This window comes from Pseudoflavonifractor sp. An184 (genome assembly GCF_002160305.1).
Classification (GTDB): Bacteria; Bacillota; Clostridia; order Oscillospirales; family Oscillospiraceae; genus Lawsonibacter; species Lawsonibacter pullicola.
Genome location: NZ_NFKI01000047.1, coordinates 1 through 22,446 on the forward strand (window position 1 = coordinate 1; position 22,446 = coordinate 22,446).

The window sequence follows — 22,446 nt, forward strand, 5'->3', positions numbered from 1 at the left end:
CCCATCTGCGATGGGGCCCCCTGCGAAAGCGCCCGGTTACTACTCCGGTAAAAATCCTTGATAAATTTTCTTCATCTCCAGCGCATCCTCCGCCTGGGTCCCCGCGCTTTCGCAGATGAACGTAGGCGACCAGTTCCGCCGGGCGATCTCTTGGGCCAGGGGCGTCCAGTCGGGCCCGAAGCCCCCGTCGTCGGCGAAGGTGCGGTGGCACTTCTCGCCCCCCTTGGGGGTGAACTCGATGTGGGAGAAGTGGCTGTGGAAGCGGCCGGCCCGGTCCGGGCCCAGCACCTCCTCCACCCGGTCCAGCATCCGTTCAAAAACCTCCGGGCCGTCGTCCGCCCCCAGGGAGCGGGCGTACAGGTGGCCGAAGTCGATGCAGGGGAGCAGCCGCTCGTCCAGGGTGCACAGCTCCAGCACCTCGTCCAGGTCCCCCAGCTGATTGATCTTGCCCATGGTCTCCGGGCACAGGGCGATGTGGGCAAACCCCTGGCCGTCACAGGCCCGGATCACCTGGGGCAGGGTTTTGAGGGCGATCTCCTGGGCCTCCCGCCGGGACCGCTTCATCAGGGCCCCGGAGTGGATCACCACCCGCTCCGCCCCCATCCAGGCGGCCGCCTGACAGGCGGCGGTGACATACCCGATGGTCTTTTGGACGGCCTCCGGGTCAGGGTTGGCCAGGTTGATGAAGTAGGGGGCGTGGAGGGACAGGGAGATCCCCGCCGCCCTGGCGTTCTCCCCCAGCTTCCGGCAGGTCTCCTCCCCCACGTGGACCCCCTTGCCGCACTGGTACTCATAGCAGTCCAGGCCAAACTCCGCGATCCACTTGGGGGCGGCCAGGGAGGATTTGTGGATGTTGGAAAAGCTCTCCGAGTTGCCCGCCGGGCCGAACTTTGCGCTCATAAGAACCTCCTTCCCCGCCCCAGGAGGCGGAAGGGGGTTTCCACGGCATAGCGGAGATACCGGCCCGGGTTGCCCGCCAGGCGGATGGGCTCCACCAGCAGGGGGACCACCCCGGCGTTGTTGGCCCCTAAAATATCGGTAAAGATCTGATCCCCCACCATGACAGTCTCCCGGGGTCCCCGGCCCATGCGCTCCATGGCCCGGAGGTAGCCCGCCTTCTTCGGCTTGCCTGAGTGCCCCTGGAAGGGGACCCCCAGGGCCTCGGCGTACTTCTGGGCCCGGCCGGGCTTGCGGCTGTTGGACAGGATAAAGAGCTGGATGCCCTCCCGCTCCAGGGCCTCCTTCCAGGCCACCACCTCCGGGTCGGGCTCCAGCACCTTGTAGGGGGCCAGGGTGTTGTCCAGATCGGCCAGCACCAGGGTGATCCCCTTGGCCCGGAGGGCCTTGGGGTCCAGGGCGGTAACCGAGGGGTACACGCCCTGGGGAATGGGTGAAATGGGCACAGATGTGTCCTCCTTAGTCTGTTCTAACGGGCCGCCCTCCCGCATACAGTGGGAGAGACAAGCCCGGGAGCGGGCTGCTGCCGCTCCCTGTCTCTTGCAAGTATAGCACGGGAGAAAAATTTGGACAAGGGGGAAGCTGTCATGTCAATGGAATCCATCCTCGTAACCGTCTCGCCCGACCGCCTCCGGGAAATGCAGGACCTCCCGGTGACGCCGGTCCACATGGCCTACCGCATGGGCAAGGGCCCCCACCTGTTCCGGGTCAGCGGAAGCGCCGCCCCCCGGGGCGGATTCATGTTTCTGGACTGCCGGAGCTTTGACGGCCTGGGCCCCACCCCGCCCTTCTGCCAGGAGGTTTTACGGGAGTGCATGGCCCGGGGGTTCACCGGAGTGGTGTGCGACTTTGAATCCGGCCGTATCCCACCCCTGGAGCAGGTGGTCCAGGAGCTGGGAAACCAGTGCTTCCGCCGCAGCTGGACCCTCCTGGTCCCGGAGCAGTACGGGCACTGCTCCCCCCACGCCCAGGTGTGCATCTCCTCCGCCCTGTCCGGGGGCACTCTGGTCCAGCGGCTGCGGGAGGCCCAGGAGCGCTTCGGCCGGGACCGGGTGGTACTGGCCCTCCAGCGGGTGGCGGAGGACTTTTTCCTCCCCTCCCCCACCGGAAGCGGCACCCCTCTCACCCAGGAGGAGCTGCGGGAGCGCATCCAGCAGCGGCAGCCCTCCATCTTCTTCTCCCATGAGCTGTGCGCCCGGTACTTCACCTATATGAGCCGGGAGAGCGGGGCCCACTTCGTCCTCTACGACGACGCCTCCACCCTGGCCAAAAAGCTCCAGGTGGCCCGCAGCCTGGACATCCGCACCGTCCTGGCCGCCTGGCCGGAGATCGCCGACGCGGCGGAGGAGCTGGGGCTGCGCCGCACCGCCTCCAACCGGGTCCTCCGTTGACGGGAGGCGGAAAAGCGGATACAATAGGGGCACCCAGTTTTATTTTTAAGGAGGAATCCCCTATGGTCCGTCACATTGTCTCTTGGAATTTCAAGCCCGAGCTCACCCCGGAGGAGCGCCGGGAGGCCGGAGCCCTTCTGGCCGCCCGGGTCAACGCCCTGAAGGAACTTATCCCCTTCGCCCTGGAGGTGAAGGCTTTCTGTCCCCCTCTGGACAGCAGCAGCTGCGATTTCGTCCTCTACTCCGAGGTGCCCCAGGCCTCCGATCTGCCCCTCTATCAGAACCACCCCGAGCACCAGGCGGTGCTCCCCCTGATCCAGAAGTACCTGTGCGACCGCCGGTGCTGCGACATCGAGGGGTAACCTCTATATACATGAAAACCCTCCGTGCCGGCGGCGCGGAGGGTTTTCGTTTACGGTCGTGCGTCACATGCGCTCCGGGTACAGCCCGGCCTGCACCAGGCGGCGGCGGATCATGGGGCCAACCCACATGGCAAGGAGCATCTTCACCAGATCCCCCGGAATAAAGGGAATCACACACAGGCTCAAGGCGGCCATGGGGGTGCTGTCCATCACGAAGCAGAACCAGGCGGTGCCGAAGGCGTAGCACACGGCGGTGCCCACGATCATCCCCGCCAGCTGAAGCCCCCGGTTCCGGTACTGGTCGATCACCAGCCCCGCAATCACCGCCATGGGGATAAAGCCCACGATGTAGCCCCCGGTGGCTCCGGCCAGCTTGCCCAGGCCCCCGGTAAAACCGGAAAACACCGGGACGCCCACCGCGCCGATGAGCACATAGACCAGATAGCTCACCGTCCCCCGCTTCCACCCCAGCAGGTAGAGGGACAGGTAGATGGCCAGATTGGTAAAGGAGATGGGCACCGGCCCGATGGGAATGGCCATGGGGGCCAGCACGCAGGTCACCGCCGCCATCAGGGCGGTCATGGCCATGCGGTAGGTCTTGCCCCGGCGGGCGGCGTGGGTCACTTCTTGATTCATGGGAGCGCTCCTTTCTTGGGTCGCGGCGTCTGTTTTCATATCTCATAGCCCAGCTGGGCAAACATGGCCCGGTCCCCGGCAATGCCGGTCCCGGTGGTGGTGAGCATGTCCCCGGTGATGGCCGCGTTGGCCCCGCACCGGAACAGCTTCCTTCCTCCGCCGGCGAAGCGCCGCCGCCCCGCCGCCATACGAATCCAGGCGGTGGGATTCAGCAGGCGGAAGATGGCCACCGACCGGAACACCTCCCCCTCCGTCAGGGGCTCGGCCTCCTCCAGCGGGGTTCCGGGGATGGGGGTGAGCAGGTTCAGAGGGATGGAGACCGCCCCCAGCTCCGACAGGTCCAGAGCCATGTCGATGCGGTCCTCCCAGGTCTCCCCCATGCCCAGGATGCCGCCGGAGCACACCTCCAGCCCGGCGCTTTTGGCCCGGCGGATGTTCTCCAGCTTGTCCTCATAGGTGTGGGTGGTGCAGATGTTGGGAAAATTCCGGCGTGAGGTCTCCAGGTTAGCGTGGTACCGGGTCACCCCGGCCTCTCGCATGGCCTGGAACTCCTCGACGCTCTGGAGCCCGTGGGAGGCGCACAGGGCAAGGCCGGTCTCCTCCCCCAGACGGCGGTAGGCCTCCAGGGCGTGATCCAGCTCCCGGCCGTGAAGGCCCCGGCCCGCGGTGACGATGGAGTAGCGGTGGACCCCCGCGGCCTCGTTCCGCTTCCCCTCCTCCACGATCTCCTGGACGGGGAGAAAGGGGTACTCCTCCGCCCCGGTGTGGTAGTGGCAGGACTGGGCGCAGAACCGGCAGTCCTCGCTGCACCGGCCGCTGCGGCCGTTGACGATGGTGCACAGCTCTCCCCGGTCCCCGCACAGGGCCCGGCGCACCTGATCCGCCGCCCGGCACAGCTCCTCCAGGTCTGTCTCCAACAGCGCGCCCAGGTCGTCCCGCCGCCCCAGGCGCGCCCCGCTGATGATCTGTTCCGCCAATGAGTCCATGGCCGCCCCTCCGTTCGTAAACCTTTCTTCCTCGTCAGTATACATTTTGCCATCTCGATTGTCAACTGTTTTTTTCTATTGTTTACAATCCTCCAGTAAGTTCCCGCCCAAAAGTTCGAGCTGTATTTCTTGCATTTCGCCGTTTTCTTCGGTATAATAAAGTACATTCCAAAATCTGTGATAGGATTTTTTCGTGCGGCAGCGCCCGCACGCCCCGCCGCTGCCTTTTCGTTGGGCTCCAGGCGAAATTTTACCCTCGGGAGGAGCAACGATATGCTGCTGAACCAATGGAACCGCGGTCTTTCCGCCGCCGCGGCCCTGGCGCTGGCCCTGACTTTGGCACTGCCTGCCTCCGCCGCCGATTCCCTCGCCTCCGGCGGCTTTGCGGAGGTGCTGATCTCCGCCCAGGAGACGGACATTCCGGAGGAGTCCCTCCAACTGGCCCTCTATCAGCGGGACAGCACAGGGGCATTTCAATATACAGAGACTCTGGATTTTACGACACCGGTGAACCGGGTCACCCAGGACGTTGAGCTCCATGTGACCCCCAACGCACAGCAGGTGACTTTGACGGTGGACTACCTCACCGACCTGAACGGGGACGGGGCCTATGAGCTGCTCACCGGCCAGGACACCCCGGTGTGGGACGTACTCACCGCCTCCGGCTCCCTCGCCGCCGCCAGCAGCGGCGTCTCCACCGACCTGACCCCCGGACGGACCTATACCATCTCCGCCGATGACCTGCTGCGCCGGGGAACCGCCGCCATTCAGGACCGCACCACCAGCGGCAGCACCAGCTACCTGCCCGGGCTCAGCGCCTCCAGCACAGAGCCCGAGTCGGTCATCTATATGGTGACGGTGACTTACTACTCCTCCGCCGACGATGCGGAGTATGAGCTGTGCTACTACCTGCGTCTCTATGAGGAGCTGCCCGCCCCCTCCGCCGCCGACTATCAGGACGTGCCGGCGGACGCCTGGTATTACGGCGCGGTGGATTATGCCGTCTCCCACAACTATCTGTCCGGCACCACCCGGAGCCAATTTTCCCCCGACGGCACCCTGACCCGGGCCATGCTGGCCCAGATCCTCTATCAGGTGGCCGGACAGCCGGGCAGCGGCGTCAGCCATTACAGCGACGTGCCCGACGACTCCTGGTGCTATGCCGCCGTCTCCTGGGCCTCTGAGACGGGCATCATGGACGGCAGCAACGGGAGCTTCAACCCCGACCGCACCACCGCCCGCCAGGAGCTGGCGGAGGCCCTGTACCGCTTCGCCCAGAACGCCGGACTGGACACCCAGAACCGGGCCGATCTTTCCATCTATGATGACGCCAGTCAGGTAGCCTCCTGGGCCCGGGCCGGCGTGGAGTGGGCCGTCTCGGCGGGACTGCTGGCCGGCCGCACCGCAGAGGACGGCTCTCTCCTCCTCTCCCCCGGCGATCCGGTCACCCGGGCGGAATTCGCCGCGGTCCTCCAGACCCTGTGCGAGTCGGTCCTCCCTTAATTCAAATCTAACCGCGGCCCCGTACCTGTAATTTAGGTACGGGGCCCTTTTCTTTGCTTCGGCTTCCGGCCTTGCAATTCCGGCGCGGCGGGAGTATGATAGAGAAAACGAGTTTCACCTGTAAGGAGCAGCAACACTTATGAATGTATTCGATACCCACGCCCACTACGACTCCGGCGCCTTTAACGGCGACCGGCTGGAACTGCTGGCCTCCATGCCGTCCCGGGGTGTGGAACTGATCGTCAACCCGGGCTGTGACCTGGAGTCCTCCCGCACCGCCGTGGAGCTGTCTGAACGCTTTCCCTTCGTCTACGCCGCCGTGGGGGTCCACCCCTCCGACTGCGGGGACTGGGAGGACAGCTGGCTGGACGAACTGCGGTCCCTGGCCGCCCGCCCCAAGGTAAAGGCCATTGGGGAGATCGGCCTGGACTACTACTGGAAGGAAAACCCGCCCCGGGAACACCAGCAGCAGGTGTTCCACAAGCAGCTGGAGCTGGCGGAGGAGCTGGACCTGCCCGTCATCGTCCACGACCGGGAGGCCCACCACGACTGTCTGGAGGTAGTCCGGGCTCACCCCAAGGCCCGGGGGGTGTACCACTGTTACTCCGGCAGTCTGGAGGACGCCAAGGTGCTGGTCAGCCTGGGGTGGATGATCTCCTTCACCGGGACCATCACCTATAAAAACGCCCGTAAGGCCCTGGAGGTCATTGAGTGGCTGCCCATGGACCGGATCATGATCGAGACCGACTCCCCCTATCTGACCCCGGAGCCCTTTCGTGGCAAGCGCAACGACTCCGGCCACGTCCACCTGGTGGCGGAGAAGATCGCTCAGATCAAGGGGCTGGAGCCCGATGAGGCGGCCCGCATCACCCTGGAAAATGGGAAGCGCTTTTTCCGCATCCCCTGAACGCTGTCCCAGGCGGCAAAACAGCAGGCCGCTTACAATACAACAGAACCATCAACACTTGAAGGAGGCGTGACGGCTATGACCATCACCTATGAATATGAGGGCGCGCTGTATGTGAACCTCACCAACCGCTGCAACTGCAACTGCGAGTTCTGCCTGCGCCACGGGAAGAAGGAGGGCTCCATCTACACGGAGGACTCCCTGTGGCTGGAGCGGGAGCCCACCCGCCAGGAGGCCCTGGACAGCTTCCTGAGCCGGGACGTGTGCTCCTACCGGGAGATCGTCTTCTGCGGCTACGGCGAGCCCACCTACCGCATCGACGACATTGTGTGGCTGGTGGACCAGCTGAAGGAGCGCTTTGGGGACAAGCTGCCCCCGGTGCGTATCAACACCAACGGCCACGCCAATCTGATCCAGGGCCGGGACGTGGTCCCCGACCTAAAGGGGCGCATCGACACCCTGTCCATCTCCCTCAACGCCAACACCGCCGCCGAGTATGTGGCCCTGTGCCACCCGGTCCAGGGGGAGGCCGCCTATCAGGCCATGCTGGACTTCGCCAAGGAGGCCAAGGACTACGTCCCCCACGTGGTGTTCACCGTGGTGGACAAGGGCACCGCCCCCGAGGAGATCGAGGAGAGCCGCCGCATCGCGGACAGCCTGGGGGTCAAACTGCGGGTGCGCAGCTACATCGACTCCTGAGCGCGTTTCAAAACTGCAAAAACCACCCGTCTCCAGCCTCTGGCCTGGGAACGGGTGGTTTTCTTGTTTGGTCAGCGGGGCTTCTCCGCCGAAACCAGCAGCATCATGGGCCGGCGCATCTCGTCCCGCATGCCAGGCAGGTCCAGCATATCCTCCGGGGGCTGGGGCTCCACCACACTCTTGAGACAGAAGCCGCAGTTCAGCAGGGTGTTCAAATAGGTGGTGAGGGTGCGGTGGTACTTCACCACGTGCTCCCCCAAAAAGACCGCGTCCCGCTCCCCCTCATAGTAGTAGTTGTCCACCGGGAAGTGAAGAATCTCCCCGCCGGGGCCGTAGTACCAGTCCTGGGAGCCGTAGGCGGTGAACACCGGGTGCTCCGCCGAAAAGACAAAGGCCCCGCCGGGGGTCAACCACCGGAAAATGTTCTCCACCAGAGGCCCGAAATCCCGGACATAGTGGAGGGCCAGGGAGCTGAGCACCACGTCAAAGCTGCCCTCCGGGAAGGCCAGGTCCTCCATGGCGGAGCGGCGGTACTGGATGGCCGGGGCGCTGTTTTTGATCCGGGCCGTCTCCAGCATTCTCTCCGACAGGTCAGTCCCCAGGACATAGGCCGCCCCGTGCCCGGCAGCGTAGCCGCAGTGCCAGCCGTAGCCGCAGCCCAGGTCCAGCACCCGCTTCCCGGAAAAATCCGGCAGGAGCTTTTGCAGCTCCCGCCACTCCCCCGCTCCCTCCAGACCCTGGGTGGAGCGAAGCATCTGGCTGTATTTTTGGAAAAAGATCGGATTGTTATAGGGGTTCTCTTTCATGGTATCCCTCTTTTCTGGTTCTCCCGGGCCGGTGGAGGTTCCCGGCAGATCGACAAGGCTTTTCCCTTTACAGCGTTTTCTTGAAGAAAACGGAACGCGGGCGGCCCGGTGTGCCGCCCCTACGGTTTTACAAGGGCATATTGGAATCCCTGACGGGCGGGTCTTGGACCCGCCCCTACGGCAAATCCGGAAGCGGTCCCTTCTTTTTCGTAGGGGCCGGTCCCAGACCGGCCCGACCATCGCCCCCTCGTCCGTCTGACCTAACGGCCAGCCACCTTCCCCCCAGGGGGAAGGCTGTAGAAGGATGGGCGGCGAAACTCCCTTTAGGAAATCTTCGTCATATGCGCCGCCGCCGACTTCATCATCAGCCGCTTGGTACCCACGTTGTCAAAGGCGATCTCCACCAGGGCGTCTCCCCCCATCTTCTGGATGGACAGAATCATCCCCTTGCCGAAGGCCTTGTGCTGGACCATGTCCCCTTTGTGGAAGTCCGCGGGAGCAGCGCTGGGCGCCGCGGAGGCACCGGAGGCCTTGGGCCTGGCCTTTCCACCGCCGGACATGGCCCGGGCAAAGCCGCCGTAGTCTCCGCCGGAAGGGCGGCTCTCATACTGGGGCCGCTGGTCAAAGGGGCTCCGGCCGCCCCCGTAGCTCCCCCGCTGCCCGTAGCCCCCGTATCCGGAGGTGCGGCTGGGGACGCCCCCCCAGTCGGTGGTCTGGTCCAGGAAATTCCGGCCGGACCGCTCCAGGTGCTCCGGGGGGATCTCCTCCAAAAAGCGGGAGGGCCGGTTGGAACTGGTGCGGCCGAAGAGCATGCGCTGGTTGGCGCAGGTGAGGTAGAGCTTCTCCTTGGCCCGAGTCATGGCCACATAGCAGAGCCGCCGCTCCTCCTCCATCTCGTCCTGCTCCCCGATGGCCCGGATGCCCGGGAAGATGCCCTCCTCGGCTCCCACCACAAAGACTACCGGGAACTCCAGGCCCTTGGCCGAGTGCATGGTCATCATCACCACGCAGTCCTGGTCCGGGTCGTGGCTGTCCAGGTCGGTGTACAGGGCGATCTCATCCAGGAAGCCGGCCAGGGAGGGCTCGTCCCCGGCGTTCTCCAGATAGCCCCGGATGGAGGTCAGCAGCTCCCGCACGTTCTCCAGGCGGGTGCGGTCCTCCACGGTGTTCTTGGTCTCCAGCATGGTGCCGTAGCCGGTTCGGACAATCAGCTCCTCATAGAACTGGTCCAGGGGCAGTTTCCCCAGCAGCTCCCGCAGCTCGCCTATCAGGCTGGTGAACACCGCCAGCTTTCCCGCCGAACGCTCCAGCTCCGGGTACTGCCGGGCGTGGTCGATGACGGCGTACAAGGAGGTATTTTCCCGCCGGGCTAACTCCTGGGCGGTCTCCACCGTCTTCAGGCCGATGCCCCGGGGCGGATTGTTGATGATCCGGGTGAGGCGCAGGTCGTCCCCCGGGTTGTTGAGAACGGCCAGATAGGCGATCATGTCCTTGACCTCCGCCCGGTCGAAGAAGCGGGTGCCCCCGATGATCCGGTAGGGGACCCCGTTGCGCTTGAATGCCTGCTCCATCTGGTTGGACTGGGCGTTCATCCGGTAGAGGACGGCGTGGTCCTTCCAGGGGATGCCCTGGCTGTAATCCTCCAAAATGCGGGCGGCCACATACTGGGCCTCGTCGCTCTCGTTCATGGCGGTGTACAGGTGGAGCTTCTCCCCCTCCCCCGCTTTCGTCCACAGCTCCTTGCCCTTGCGGCCCTGGTTGTTGCGGATGACCGCGTTGGATGCCTCCAGGATGTGCTTGGTGGAGCGGTAGTTCTCCTCCAGGCGGATGGTGCGGCAGGCGGGGTACTGCTTCTCAAAGGAGAGGATGTTCTCAATGGTGGCCCCCCGGAAGCGGTAGATGGATTGGTCGTCGTCGCCCACCACGCAGAAGTTCTCATAGCCCCCGGCCAGGGTGGAGGCCAGCAGGTACTGGAGGTTGTTGGTGTCCTGGTACTCGTCGATGAGCACATACCGGAACTTCCGCTGGTAAAAGCTCCGAACCTCCTCGAACTGCTGGAGGAGCCGCACGGTGTGGAGGATGATGTCGTCAAAGTCCAGGGCGCTGGCCTCCCACAGGCGGCGCTGGTACTCCACGTAAATTTTGGCGATCTTGGCCAGGCGGTAGTCCCCGGACTTCTCGCACTCGGCCAGATATTCCTCCGCCAGCTTCATGGCGTCCTTGGCCCGGGAGATGTACCCCAGCACGGTCCGGGGCGGGAACTGCTTGTCGTCCAGGTTCAGGTCCTTCAGGCAGTCCTTGATGACCCGGATGGAGTCGTCGGTGTCGTAGATGGTGAAGGAGGAGGCGAAGCCCAGCCGGTCGATGTCCCGGCGCAGGATGCGCACGCAGGCGGAGTGGAAGGTGGAGGCCCACACGTCCTCCGCCTCCGGCCCCAGCATTTTGGCCAGGCGGTCCTTCAGCTCCCCGGCGGCCTTGTTGGTGAAGGTGATGGCCAGAATGGTCCAGGGGGCGGCGGGCTCCAGGCGGCACAGCCGCTCCTGGCGCGCCTTGTCCTCCGGAGCGGGGGCGATCTTCCCGGCGGCGTAGTCCTCCAGAAAGGCCAGGTCGTCGGAGGTCACCCACTCGGGCACCTCCTCGCTGTCCGATCCCCGGCCGTACTTCATCAGATTGGCGATTCGGTTGATGAGCACGGTGGTCTTGCCGCTCCCCGCCCCGGCCAGAAGGAGGAGGGGGCCCTCGGTGGCCAGCACCGCCTTCTGCTGTTCCGGGTTTAATTGGGAAAACTCCCGGGCGATGGCCCCCCGGCGGGCCTTGCAAAAGCGAAGTTCTTCTTGATGGTTGAGCATAGTCTCTCGTTCCTGTTCTCTCTAAAATCTCCCCGCCCGCCCTGGCGGGGCGGACGGCTCATATCCAAACGTGCCTTTTATTGTATCGCAAAGGGCCCGCCCGGTCAACCGAAGTTTCGCCCCCTTGCAGCCGGCGGGGCCGCCCTGTATAATAAAAGGCCAGTATGTCCTATCTCTGATTCATAGAAAGGAGGGCCTTCCCCATGAAATTTCTCACCAAGGAGAGGGCGCCGTCTGGCTGTATGAGGAGATCCACCCCGCTCAGGGCGGAAACGAGTACCACGCCCTGCTGTGGCGGGAAGATGACCAGCCGCTCTATTTTACGGTATTTGCAAAAGATCTTCGCATGTACGAGGACTAAAGAAAATTCATCCCCCCGAAGCCGCAGAGAAAGACATCCCCCGCCCGCTGACTGCGGGCGGGGGTGCTTGTTACTCTTGTTTTCCCTGGGCCTTTTCCTGGATTCCCTTGGGAGCCACCATGATGCGCAGGTGGGAGCCCTCGCCGCACTTGCCCTTCTCGTCGTGCACCTCGATGTCGAACCACATCTTTCTCCGCTCGATGCTCCGCAGGCGGGCGGTGGCGGTCACCTTCATGCCCACGGGGGTGGGGGCCAGGTGGCGGCAGTGGATCTCCGCCCCCACGGTGGTCATCCCCTCGTCCAGATAGGCCTTGGCCAGCTCCAGGGCGGCCGCCTCCATGAGGGCCACCATGTTGGGGGTGGACAGGATCTTGGACCCGGCGCTGCCGATGCGCTTGGCGGTCATCTCGTCGGTGACCTCCCAGGTCAGACTGTACTCGGTGGGCTTTTCCATGTTCCGTTCCTCCTTATGATTTCATCCCATATTATGGTTTTGCTTCCAGGTCTTCTTCCCTCGATGCCTCCTGTCCCCCGCGGTCGCGCAGCTGCTTCAGTGAATCCCACTGGGACAGGGCCAGCCCCACCAGGGTCAGCAGGGTGCCTCCGGCGGACATGGGGGTGACCACCTCGTGGAGGATCAGGACGGAGCAGACCACCGTGATCACCGGCACCAGATAGATGTACACCATGGTCTTGATGGGCCCCAGGGTCTTGATGGCAAAATTCCAGGTGACAAAGCAGGCGGCGCAGGCCCCCAGCCCCAGGTAGAGGAACATCCCCACATAGCTGGGCTCGCTCAGGCGCTCCAGCCCCAGGCGGAAGTCCATAACCGCGGCGGCGGGGATCATAAAGAGGATGCCCCAGCCGAAGATCCGCCGGGTGGTCTGGATCACGTTCCAGCCGTAGCCGCCGATCCGCTTGGTGAGCAGGGAGTAGACCGCCCACACCACGGCGGCCAGCACCGCCAGAAGGTCCCCCCGGGGGTCCAGGGAGAGCTGGCTGCCATTGAAGCTGATGAGGCAGATCCCCGCCATGGACACCACAAAGCCCAGAAGGAAGCTCCAGCGGGGCCGCTCCTTCCCCCGGCTGAGAAGCAGGGTGAAGAGGGCGACAAACAGGGGCGAGGCGGACACGATCACCCCCACATTGGAGGCCGTGCTGAAGGTGAGGGCGATGTTTTCCAGCAGATAGTAGAGGCACACCCCCGTCAGACCGGCGGCGGCAAAGACCGCCTCCCTGTGCCAGTCCCCCACCTTCAGCCGCCGGGGGCACACCAGCCACAGGACCAAAAAGCCCAGCACAAACCGAAACAACAGGATTTCAATGGGGGTAAATGCCTCCAGCAGCAGCTTGGTGGCGATAAAAGTGGTCCCCCAGTTCACCACGGTGAACAGCGCCGCCAGGTGTCCCAGGGACAGTTTCTCTTCCATGTCCGCCCTCCTCATCTCAGAGCTTTCAGTTCAGTGTACCACGAAAGGGCGGGCGCTGTAAAGGAAGAAACGCCGCTGCCCGGCTCCCTCCCTGTCCGGGGGTCGACGGATGGGGAAAACTCTGGTATACTGAAAAAAACATTCCCTTCCCCAGAGGATGGTCAGGAGGCGCAGTATGGCCCATATTTTTGAGATCACAGACATCCGCGCACCGGAGCTGCGGCCCTATACCCAGCTCACCCACGCCCAGCTGCGCAGCCGCCGGGACCCGGAGCAGGGCATCCTCATCGCCGAGAGCGCCAAGGTCATCGCCTGCGCTCTGAACGCCGGCTGCCGGCCTGTCTCCTTCCTCATGGAGCGGAGGCAGCTCCCCACCTTTGCCGAGCAGTTCCAGGACCGGTGCGGGGACGTGCCCGTCTATACCGCTGACCGGGAGGTGCTCGCCCAGCTCACCGGCTATGCCCTCACCCGGGGGATGCTGTGCGCCATGCGCCGCCCGGCCCTCCCCGCCATGGAGGACCTGTGCCGAAACGCCCGGCGGATCGCGGTGCTGGAGCACATCACCGACTCCAGCAACGTGGGGGCCATCTTCCGCTGCGCCGCCGCCCTGGGGATGGATGCCGTGCTGGCGGCCCCCTCCTGCTGCGACCCGTTTTACCGGCGCTCCATCCGGGTGAGCATGGGGACGGTGTTCCAGATCCCCTGGACCTGGATCGACGGGGCGTGGCCCACCCCCGGCCTCTCCCGGCTGAAGGAACTGGGGTTTCAGACGGCGGCTCTGGCCCTGGATCACCGCTCCGTCTCCATCGAGGAACCCGCGCTGGCCCGTGCGGACAAGCTGGCCCTCCTGCTGGGCTCCGAGGGGGACGGCCTCTCCCAGGAGACCATCGCCGGGTGCGACTACACGGTGCGTATCCCCATGTTCCACCAGGTGGACTCCCTGAATGTGGCCGCCGCCGCGGCGGTGGCCTTCTGGCAGCTCCGGCCCCGGACCTCCGGGGAGGGTTAATCTGCCCATAAAATGTCATTACGTTTGCGCCGCTGTGCGGCGCAAACGTTCTCGCTTCGCTCTCCGGACGTCTTGCACAGCAAGACTTCCGGGGCATTTGATTTCATTCGAGGCGGGCGGCCGCCCCCTTGAGTTCCCCCGCCAAAACTTACACGCACTCTGTTTCACAGAAGTCTTCGCCAAGCTGAAATCCGGCGCGGAGTTCATCTCCGCGCCGGATTTTTGCGCTCATGGCGGAAACACTCGTCGCACAGCCGCCCCCGGTGGTGGAGGGGCAGGGCCTTCCCGCAGCGGGCGCAGAAGCGGATGTTGTTTCTCAGCCGGTGGAGCAGGATCTCGTTGATCTCGTCTGCCACCCGCTCCCGGCTGTCGTAGAGCTTGTCCTCGTCCACAGGGCAGTCGAAGGCCTTGGCAAAGGAGAAGTAGAGGTCCAGCTTCCGGTAGTACAGCTCCAGCTCCGGCAGGGTGACCTCCCCCTCCGGCTGGCCCGGCTGCTCAATGGGCTCCCCCCGCTGCCAGCGGTTCAGGAACTGGAAGAACAGCTCCCGCAGGGCCTCCTCCGTCTCGTCAAAGGGGATGTTGGCCGCCCGCAGCTCCTGCTCCTTGGAGAGCAGGAACCCCATCTCCCGCATCTTGGAGATGATGGCGATGTACCGGGCGATGTCCAGCTTGCGGTAGGGCTCCACCGTGGGCATCTGGTTCCACTGGGTCAGGACCTCCAGCAGGTCGAAGTCCACCTGAAGCACCAGGTCGGAGAAGCCCACCACCGCGTACTGGAGGGGCGGCACCACCGCCTCCAGCCCGGCCCGGATCAGCTCCAGGTTCTGGGTGGCTCCCACATACCCCTTGGAATACATGCCGTACCGGCCCGCCCTGCCTGCGATCTGCCGGATCTCCTCCGGCTTCAGGGGGCGGCGCTCCACCCCGTCGAACTTTTCCGTATCCATGAAGATGACCCGCCGGATGGGCAGGTTCAGCCCCATGCCGATGGCGTCGGTGGACACGATATACTTCATCCTTCCCTCCAGGAAGCCCTCCATCTGCCTGCGGCGGGTGGCGTAGGGCAGGGCCCCGTAGATGATGGCGGGCTCCTTGCCGCTCTGGCGCAGGTCCTCCGCCACACTGAGCACCCCCACCTTGGAGAAGGTGATGAGGGCGTCCCCGGGCTGCACCCGCTGGTAGTCGATGGGGTGGGTCATGCATATCAGAGGGGTGCTCCGCTGGTGCTCCTGCACCTCATAGGTATCCCCGCAGCTCTCAATGAGGCGGATGAGCAGGTGTTTGGCCTCCGGGGCGGCGCACAGGTGGACCTCCGGGGCCAGCACGCCCAGGATGGCCCGGGTCCAGGCGTACCCCCGCTGGGGGTCGGCGATCATCTGGCACTCGTCGATGACCGCCACGTCATAGCGCCGCTCCAGGGACAGCTTCTCCGCCGTGGCGGCCATATGGGTGTCCCCCTCCCGGAGGTCCTCCTCCTCCCCGGTGGACAGGCTGCAGTCCACCCCGGCGTCCAGCAGGGTCTCCTGGGCCTCCAGGGCCAGCAGCCGCAGGGGGGCCAGATAGATCCCCGTCCCGGCCCGGATAAGCCGCTGGAATCCGGCGTAGGTCTTGCCCGTGTTGGTGCCCCCCAGGTGGAGGACAAAGCGGCGGCGCATGGCCCGGGCCTCCGGGTACTCGTCCTTGGGGTTCAGGGCGATGAGCAGGGACAGGCTGGTGCGGATGGCCTTTGGCACATACCACACCGACCAGACGGCCCCCAGCCCCTCCAGCAGCAGCTGCCCGGCCGGGAAGCCCTCCGCCTGGAGAAACCGCTCCACATCGGCCTCGGGCTGCTGATCCGTGAAGTCTGCCAGCGCCTGCCCGGAGGCAGCCCGCAGCACATTGGGATAGCGGGCGTAGACCTGCCCGGCAAGCGGGTGGTCCGGGTGCTCCCCCAGCCAGCTCCCCGCCTGGAGGAAGTGCTTCAAAATCTCTGGCAGGCGCCTGCTGTCGCACCGCTGCTCCAGGGCCAGAAACTCCCCCAGCCAGGCCGCCGCCTGGGAGGTGCGCACTCCCCGCCCCTTCGTCCCGGCGGGGAGCCGGTCCAGGATTCCCCGGTGGTAGTGCTCCGCCAGCCGCCAGGCTGTCCCGCCGTCCGGCTCCGCCGCCTCCCAGGCCCGCCGCAGCGCCCCGCATACCGCCTCCACATCCCGGGGCTGGCGCTCCCCACCGGAGCGCCGGCGGTTTCTTCCCTGGGCAAACTGGGGGGTGCTCTCCGCCCGGCTTACGTCCTCCTTGCTCCAGGCCCGGACGAAGCGCCCGTCAAAGGGCAGATAGCGGGGCTCCGGCAGCAGCTCCCGGATCAGCCCATTGGTCCACCCCCGCCGCTTCAGCAGGGAGGCGGTCCAGTATTTTCCTCGGCTGCGTCCCGACACGGTGCATTCTCCTCTCTCTCCTGTGCAGTCGCTCTCCTGTCCAGTATAGCCGAAGCGGGCAAAATCTTCAACCGCGGATCGCGCCTCCCCTCCGGCCGCTCTATGAATTGGGCGGCAGCCGCAGGTCCAGCCCCCGGATGCGCCGGCGCAGGGGCAGGATGGCGGAGGGGGACACGGACAGCTCGTCCACCCCCATCCGGAGAAAGAGCTCGGTGAGGGCCAGGTCGGCCCCCAACTCTCCGCAGACCCCCACCCAGCAGCCGTGGCGGTGGCCCGCCTCCGCCGCCATGCGCACCATCCGCAGCACCGCCGGGTGGTGGGGATCGTAGAAGGGGTCAAGCCTGGGGTTCTGCCGGTCGATGGCCAGGGTGTACTGGGCCAGATCGTTGGTGCCCAGGGAGAAGAAGTCCACCTCCCGGGCCAGCTCGTCGGCGATCATTACGGCGGCGGGGGTCTCCACCATGATCCCCACCTCCACACGGCCCATAGGACAGCCCTGGCCGGTCAGCTCTCTGCGGCAGTCCTCCAGCAGCTCCTTGGCGTCCCGCACCTCCCGCACGGAGATGATCATGGGAAACATGACGGCCACCGTCCCGTAGGCGCTGGCCCGGAGGATGGCCCTCAGCTGCGTTTTGAACAGGTCTTTCCGGGTCAGGCAGATGCGGATGGCCCGGTAGCCCAGGGCGGGGTTCTCCTCCCTCTCCAGACCGAAGTAATCCGCCTTCTTGTCCGCCCCGATGTCCAGGGTGCGGATGACCACCTTTTTCCCCGCCATGGTCTCCACCACCCGGCGGTAGATGGCAAGCTGCTCCTCCTCCGTGGGGGAGTGGCCGCTGTTCAGATAGAGGAACTCGCTGCGGAACAGCCCGATGCCCTGAGCGTCGTTCTGGAGGGCCAGGCCCACGTCGGCGTCGCTGCCGATGTTGGCGAACACCTGGATCTCGGTGCCGTCCAGGGTTACATTGGGCTTCTTTTTCAGGCCCTGAAGGAGGGATGCCTGCTCGGCGTCGGCCCGCCTTCTGACCTCCATGGCGGTCAGGAGACTGGGCGCCGGGTCCACATACAGGCACTGGTTATAGCCGTCCAGCACCGCCATTCGGCCGTCCCAGGCCGGGTCCGCCTCCACCCCCACCAGGGCGGGAATGCCCATGGTTCGGGCCAGAATGGCGGTGTGGCTGTTGGTGGAGCCGCCCCGGGTGACAAACCCCCGCAGCTTCCGCTTGTCCAGCTGCACCGTCTCGCTGGGGGACAGGTCGTCCGCCATCAGGATGAAGGGCTCATCCCAGTCCGGCTTCTCCTCCGCTCCCGCCAGAATAGCCTGGAGCCGGTGGGCCACGTCCCGCACATCCGCCGCCCGGGCCTGCATGTAGGTGTCCTCCATGGCCGCAAAGGCGGCGGCAAAGTTCTCCCCCGTCACCTGCACCGCATGCTCGGCGGTGCCCCTCTGGGTGCGGATGACGCTTCTCACCGCGTCCAGAAAGTCCTCGTCCTCCAGCATCATCTGGTGGATCTCAAAGATGGCGGCGTTGTCCTCCCCCACCTCCCCTACGGCGCTCTCATAGAGAGACCTCAGCTGAACCTGGGCCCTGGCGCGGGCCTGCTCAAACCGCTCCAGCTCCTCCTCCGGGGCAAGACCGGAGGTGGACCGGGCTTGGACCTCCCGTTTCTGAAACCAGCGGAGCCGGCCGATGGCAATTCCATCCCATATGGATTTCCCTGCGGCAGCCTTCACATCCGTCCACATCCTTTCCTGGGCGGCAAAAGCGCCCTGCGGATTTTAGTCTCCGCAGGGCGCTCTCTTTTATGTGGGCCTCTCTCACAGATTCTCCTGGAAAAACTTCTCCATGGCGGCGGCGGCCTCCTTCTCATCGGCCCCCTCCACGGTGACGGTCACCGTATTTCCCTGCTTGATTCCCATGCCCATCAGGGCCATGAGCTTGGTGGCGGCGGCGGTCTTGCCGTCTTTCTCCACGGTGATGGAGCTCTGGAAGGCTTTGGCCGCCTTCACCAGCAGGCCGGCGGGGCGGGCGTGGATACCCACGGGATCGGTAATGGTGTACTGGAACTGTTTCATGATTGTATGCACTCCTTTTCTTTGTATCCGTTTCCGGGATGACCCGCCTTTAGTTACGGCGGAGTAATAACATGGATTCGTAGGGCCGCAGCTCCATCTCCGGCTCAGGCTTGGAGTCGGGGTAGTTGGCCAGCAGAACCTGGTATCCCTCCAGGTCCACCGGGCATTTCCAGGTACAGGGCTTTCGGTAGAAGTTGCTGACGCACAGCAGCTCCGTCCCCTCCCAGCTGCGCCGGTAGGCCAGCACCGATGGGTTCTCCGGGTCCAGGGGGGCGAAGTCCCCCTGGGAGATCACGTCGTACTCCTTGCGCAGCTGGACCAGGGTCTTGTAGTAGGAGAAGATGGAGTCCGGGTCGTCCACCTGGGCGGCGGCGTTGATTGCCTTGTAGTTGGGGTTGACGCTGATCCAGGGCGTGCCGCTGGTAAAGCCGGCGTTCTCGCTGCCGTCCCACTGCATGGGGGTGCGGGCGTTGTCCCGGGAGTGGACCTTCAGAATGTTATAGGCGCTCTCCTGGCTCATGCCCTTGTCCCTCAAAATCCGGAAGTGATTCAAACTTTCCACGTCCCGGTATTGGGACAGATCGGTAAATCCGGCGTTGGTCATGCCGATCTCCTCCCCCTGGTAGAGATAGGGGGTGCCCCGCAGGCAGTGGATGACCCCCGCCAGCATCTTGGCCGACTGCTCCCAGTACTCCCCCTCGTCCCCGAAGCGGGAGACCACCCGGGGCTGATCGTGATTGCACCAGAACACCGCGTTCCAGGCGTTGTGCTCCGCCATCCCCTGCTGCCAGGAGAAGAGGATGTCCTTGAGCTTCTGGAAATCCGTGGGCACCAGCACCCACTTCTCGTTGCCCATGAAGTCCACCTTCAGGTGGTGGAAGGAGAACACCATGGAGAGCTCGTGGCTGTCCGCCCCGGCGTACCGGAAGCAGTTCTCCATGGAGGTGGAGGACATCTCTCCCACCGTGATGATCCCCGGGTCCCGGCCGAAGGTGGCCTGGTTGAGCTCTTTCAGGTACTGGTGGATCTTGGGCCCGTCGGTGTAGAACCGGCGGCCGTCCCCCTGGCGGTCGTCCTCAAAGGAACCCTTGCTGATCAGGTTGATGACGTCGAAGCGGAACCCCCTGACCCCCTTGCCCATCCAGAAGCGGACCACATCCTGGACCTCTCTCCGGACCTCCGGGTTGTCCCAGTTCAGGTCAGCCTGGGTCTTGTCAAAGAGATGGAGATAGTATTCATCAAACTGGGGGACGTATTCCCAGGCACTGCCGCCGAATTTGCTCTCCCAGTTGGTGGGCGGGGCGCCATCGGGCCTGCCCTTCTTCCAGATATAGTAGTCCTTGTATTTGGGGTCCCCGGCCAGGGCTTTTTGGAACCACTCGTGCTGGGTGGAGGTGTGGTTGAACACCATGTCCAGCATCAGGCCGATGCCCCGCTTCTCCGCTTCCCGGGAGAGCTCCTCAAAGTCGGCCATGGTGCCGTACCGGGGATCGATGTTCCGGTAGTCAGCCACATCATAGCCGTTGTCGTTCTGGGGGGACACAAAGAAGGGGGTCAGCCAGAGATAGTCCACCCCCAGCTTCTTCAGATAGTCCAGCTTGGCGGTGACGCCCTTCAATTCTCCCAGACCGTCCCCGTTGGTGTCCAGGAAGGACTTGGGGTAGATCTGATAGACGGCGCTCTTCTTAAAATCCTGCATGGGAACAGCCTCCTCTTAGAAGCGGATGACCACGGTCCGGCCCGCCTGGGCATCCACATTGGTCTCAAAGGTGGGGGTGAGGTCGCCGGGGTCGGTGACCAGGAAAGCGGTGGTGGTGGGGTGGCCGGCGGCTTTGATCTTCTCCGGATCGAAGGTGATCAGCTTGTCGCCCAAGTGTACCCGGTCCCCCTCCTTCACGTGGAGCTGAAAGCCGTCGCCGTTCATAGACACCGTGTCGATGCCCACGTGGATGAGCAGCTCCGCCCCGTTGTCCAGGGTGAGCCCCACCGCGTGGCGGCTGTCCTCCATGACAGAGCACACGGTGGCGTCGGCGGGGGCCACTACCACATTGCCGGTGGGCTCAATGCCCACCCCCTCCCCCAGGATACCCTGGGAGAACACCTGATCGGGGATCTCCTCCATGGGAATGACCCGGCCGGACAGAGGGGCGGTGACGCCCTCCGCCCCAGCGGCGGGGGGCTCCGCCTGGGGCTGTTCCTCTGCGTCGGGGGCGACGGAGGGGGCCGCGGGCTCCACGGCGGCCGCACTCAGTCCCCGGTCGGCGGCGGACAGCTTCCGGCTGCCCACCAGGATGGTCAGGACAAAGGGCGCCGCGACGGCTGCCAGCATGGCGATGAGGAAGTTCAGCCAGAACTGGGGCTTGATGGACAGAATCCCGGGCAAGCCGCCCACACCGATGGAGTAGGCCTCCACGCCGGTGCCGATGGAGATGACCGCCCCGCAGGCGGAGCCGATCATGCCGCACACCAGGGGGAACCCGTATTTCAGGTTGACGCCGAAGAGGGCGGGCTCGGTGACCCCCAGGTAACAGGAGATGCAGGCGGGGATGTTCACCTGCTGGGCCCGCTCATTCTTCTTTTGGAGCACGCTCATAGCCAGCACGGCGGAGCCCTGGGCGATGTTGGACAGGGCGATCATGGGCCACAGGTTGGTGCCGCCGTACAGGTTCACCAGCTGGGAGTCGATGGCGTTGGTCATGTGGTGCAGGCCGGTCATGACAATGGGGGCGTACAGCAGTCCGAAGAGGGCCGCAAACAGCCAGCGCACATTGGAGGTGAGACCGGCATACACCACCGAGGCGATGGCGTCGCCGATCTGCCATCCGATGGGACCCACGATGGTGTGGGCCACCAGGACCGCCGGCACCAGGGAACAGAAGGGCACCACGATCATGCTCACCACTTCGGGGCAGATCTTTTTAAAGAACTTCTCCAGGTACACCAGCACAAAGCCGGCCAGCATGGCGGCGATGACCTGGCCCTGATAGCCGATCATCTGGATCTGGACAAAGCCGAAGTCCCACACGGGGATGTCCTCCACGGCGGTGGTAGCCACCGAGAAGCCGTTGAGCAGCTGGGGGGACACCAGGGTCAGGCCCAGGATGATGCCCAGGATCTGGGTGGTGCCCATCTTCTTGGTGATGGACCACACGATGCCCACGGGCAGCATGTGGAACACCGCCTCGCCGATGAGCCACAGGAAGCTGTACATACCGGCCCAGAACTGGGACACATCCGCCAGGCTCTGGGTGCCGCCGCCCAGGAAATTGATCTCACCGATGATGTTGCGGAAGCCCAGGATCAGGCCGCCGCAGATGAGGGCGGGGATGATAGGGGCAAAGATCTCGCCCAGGGTACCCATGATCCGCTGAAGCAGAGACTGGTTCGTCTGGGCGGCCGCCTTCACCGCATCCTTGCTGACCCCCTCGATACCCGCGCAGGCGGTAAACTCATTGTAGAAGATGGCCACATCGTTGCCGATGATGACCTGAAACTGTCCGGCCTGGGTAAAGGTCCCCTTTACCGCCGGGATGGCCTCGATGGCCGCCGGGTCCGCCTTGGCCGGGTCCGCCAGCACAAACCGCATCCGGGTCATGCAGTGGGACACCGCCTGGATATTTTCCCTGCCTCCAATGGCCCGCAGAAGCGTCTGTACATCTGCCTGATACTTTGCCATGGGCGCCTTCCCTCCTGTTGCTCCAATGTTTATCTTAGGTTTCCCCCGTTTTTTAGAGAAATCCCGTCTCTGTGCACCACAAATCATAGTATGCTCGTTTAAACAAGTCAATGCGCCATTTTCAAACTGGAATTTGTTTTTATTCAAATTCACTCAGCCGCTTGTCTTTACCGGTGACGGCCGCGCGTAACGTGGGCAGGAGTCCCAACTCTGGAACGCCTTATGGCACAAAAAAACTGGTGCAGAACGGTTCTGCACCAGTTTTCCGGTTTTATTGAGCCGGAAATTTTGCTTGGACGCGCCGTTCGGCGCGGCTCGCTTCCCCTCGCAAGAGGCCGAACTGGACGGCTTTCAGCCGCCCAGCTTCGCGATGGCGGCCTTGGCCG

General features: G+C 64.5%; 19 protein-coding genes. 6 read left to right on the forward strand and 13 right to left on the reverse strand.

Going from position 1 to position 22,446, the window contains the following annotated elements; genetic code table 11:
- Nucleotides 1–39: 39 nt before the first annotated feature.
- Nucleotides 40–900, reverse strand: a complete 861-nt coding sequence (locus B5F19_RS13035; protein WP_087291164.1) for a TIM barrel protein — start codon at nt 898–900, stop codon at nt 40–42.
- Nucleotides 897–1,403, reverse strand: coding sequence for a YqeG family HAD IIIA-type phosphatase (locus tag B5F19_RS13040; RefSeq protein WP_242972814.1), 507 nt, complete (start codon nt 1,401–1,403; stop codon nt 897–899). The genes B5F19_RS13035 and B5F19_RS13040 overlap by 4 nt, the downstream gene beginning before the upstream one ends.
- Before the next feature lie 141 nt (nt 1,404–1,544).
- On the opposite strand from B5F19_RS13040, the gene B5F19_RS13045 reads away from it, so the two are divergent.
- Both B5F19_RS13045 and B5F19_RS13050 read left to right on the forward strand, forming a co-directional pair.
- On the forward strand, nt 1,545–2,348 hold the full coding sequence (locus B5F19_RS13045; protein ID WP_087291168.1) for a hypothetical protein: 804 nt from the start codon (nt 1,545–1,547) through the stop codon (nt 2,346–2,348).
- Nucleotides 2,349–2,410: 62 nt separating this feature from the next.
- The gene (locus tag B5F19_RS13050; protein WP_087291170.1) at nt 2,411–2,710 is read left to right on the forward strand and encodes a Dabb family protein; all 300 of its coding nucleotides are present in this window, start codon (nt 2,411–2,413) and stop codon (nt 2,708–2,710) included.
- Nucleotides 2,711–2,773: 63 nt separating this feature from the next.
- Here B5F19_RS13050 and B5F19_RS13055 read toward each other — a convergent pair whose 3' ends face one another.
- Both B5F19_RS13055 and bioB read right to left on the reverse strand, forming a co-directional pair.
- Nucleotides 2,774–3,346 carry a biotin transporter BioY gene (locus B5F19_RS13055; RefSeq protein ID WP_087291172.1) on the reverse strand — a complete coding sequence of 191 codons (573 nt, stop codon included), beginning with the start codon at nt 3,344–3,346 and terminating at the stop codon, nt 2,774–2,776.
- A 35-nt stretch (nt 3,347–3,381) separates the two neighbouring features.
- A complete protein-coding gene (gene bioB / locus B5F19_RS13060) occupies nt 3,382–4,332 on the reverse strand; it encodes a biotin synthase BioB (RefSeq protein ID WP_087291174.1) in 951 nt (316 codons plus the stop codon).
- 273 nt (nt 4,333–4,605) lie between these two features.
- Between bioB and B5F19_RS13065 the strand changes: the two genes are divergently transcribed.
- The 3 genes from B5F19_RS13065 (at nt 4,606) to B5F19_RS13075 (ending at nt 7,441) form a co-directional block, all read left to right on the forward strand.
- A complete protein-coding gene (locus B5F19_RS13065) occupies nt 4,606–5,835 on the forward strand; it encodes an S-layer homology domain-containing protein (RefSeq protein WP_087291176.1) in 1,230 nt (409 codons plus the stop codon).
- Nucleotides 5,836–5,974: 139 nt separating this feature from the next.
- Complete coding sequence (locus tag B5F19_RS13070; RefSeq protein WP_087291178.1) at nt 5,975–6,742, forward strand: TatD family hydrolase; 768 nt, start codon at nt 5,975–5,977, stop codon at nt 6,740–6,742.
- A gap of 78 nt (nt 6,743–6,820) precedes the next feature.
- Nucleotides 6,821–7,441, forward strand: coding sequence for a TatD family nuclease-associated radical SAM protein (locus B5F19_RS13075; RefSeq protein ID WP_087291180.1), 621 nt, complete (start codon nt 6,821–6,823; stop codon nt 7,439–7,441).
- A gap of 71 nt (nt 7,442–7,512) precedes the next feature.
- Here the strand turns inward: B5F19_RS13075 and B5F19_RS13080 are convergent, their stop codons facing one another.
- The 4 genes from B5F19_RS13080 to B5F19_RS13100 all read right to left on the reverse strand — a co-directional run bounded on the left by B5F19_RS13080 (nt 7,513) and on the right by B5F19_RS13100 (nt 12,887).
- The gene (locus B5F19_RS13080; RefSeq protein ID WP_087291182.1) at nt 7,513–8,247 is read right to left on the reverse strand and encodes a class I SAM-dependent methyltransferase; all 735 of its coding nucleotides are present in this window, start codon (nt 8,245–8,247) and stop codon (nt 7,513–7,515) included.
- 323 nt (nt 8,248–8,570) lie between these two features.
- Nucleotides 8,571–11,096 (reverse strand): UvrD-helicase domain-containing protein, encoded by a 2,526-nt coding sequence (locus B5F19_RS13085; protein WP_087291184.1) that lies wholly within the window; start codon nt 11,094–11,096, stop codon nt 8,571–8,573.
- 431 nt (nt 11,097–11,527) lie between these two features.
- Nucleotides 11,528–11,911, reverse strand: a complete 384-nt coding sequence (locus tag B5F19_RS13095) for a thioesterase family protein (protein WP_087291188.1) — start codon at nt 11,909–11,911, stop codon at nt 11,528–11,530.
- Between the two features lie 31 nt (nt 11,912–11,942).
- Complete coding sequence (locus B5F19_RS13100) at nt 11,943–12,887, reverse strand: DMT family transporter (RefSeq protein ID WP_087291190.1); 945 nt, start codon at nt 12,885–12,887, stop codon at nt 11,943–11,945.
- 175 nt (nt 12,888–13,062) lie between these two features.
- On the opposite strand from B5F19_RS13100, the gene B5F19_RS13105 reads away from it, so the two are divergent.
- A complete protein-coding gene (locus B5F19_RS13105; protein ID WP_087291192.1) occupies nt 13,063–13,896 on the forward strand; it encodes an RNA methyltransferase in 834 nt (277 codons plus the stop codon).
- Nucleotides 13,897–14,099: 203 nt separating this feature from the next.
- Here the strand turns inward: B5F19_RS13105 and B5F19_RS13110 are convergent, their stop codons facing one another.
- The 5 genes from B5F19_RS13110 to treP form a co-directional block, all read right to left on the reverse strand.
- On the reverse strand, nt 14,100–16,310 hold the full coding sequence (locus B5F19_RS13110) for a helicase-related protein (protein WP_087291194.1): 2,211 nt from the start codon (nt 16,308–16,310) through the stop codon (nt 14,100–14,102).
- A 100-nt stretch (nt 16,311–16,410) separates the two neighbouring features.
- Nucleotides 16,411–18,042 (reverse strand): phosphoenolpyruvate--protein phosphotransferase, encoded by a 1,632-nt coding sequence (gene ptsP, locus B5F19_RS13115; protein WP_087291202.1) that lies wholly within the window; start codon nt 18,040–18,042, stop codon nt 16,411–16,413.
- 84 nt (nt 18,043–18,126) lie between these two features.
- A complete protein-coding gene (locus tag B5F19_RS13120) occupies nt 18,127–18,384 on the reverse strand; it encodes an HPr family phosphocarrier protein (protein WP_087291196.1) in 258 nt (85 codons plus the stop codon).
- Nucleotides 18,385–18,433: 49 nt separating this feature from the next.
- On the reverse strand, nt 18,434–20,083 hold the full coding sequence (treC, locus tag B5F19_RS13125) for an alpha,alpha-phosphotrehalase (protein WP_087291198.1): 1,650 nt from the start codon (nt 20,081–20,083) through the stop codon (nt 18,434–18,436).
- A 15-nt stretch (nt 20,084–20,098) separates the two neighbouring features.
- On the reverse strand, nt 20,099–22,060 hold the full coding sequence (treP, locus tag B5F19_RS13130) for a PTS system trehalose-specific EIIBC component (RefSeq protein WP_087291200.1): 1,962 nt from the start codon (nt 22,058–22,060) through the stop codon (nt 20,099–20,101).
- Nucleotides 22,061–22,446: the final 386 nt, after the last annotated feature.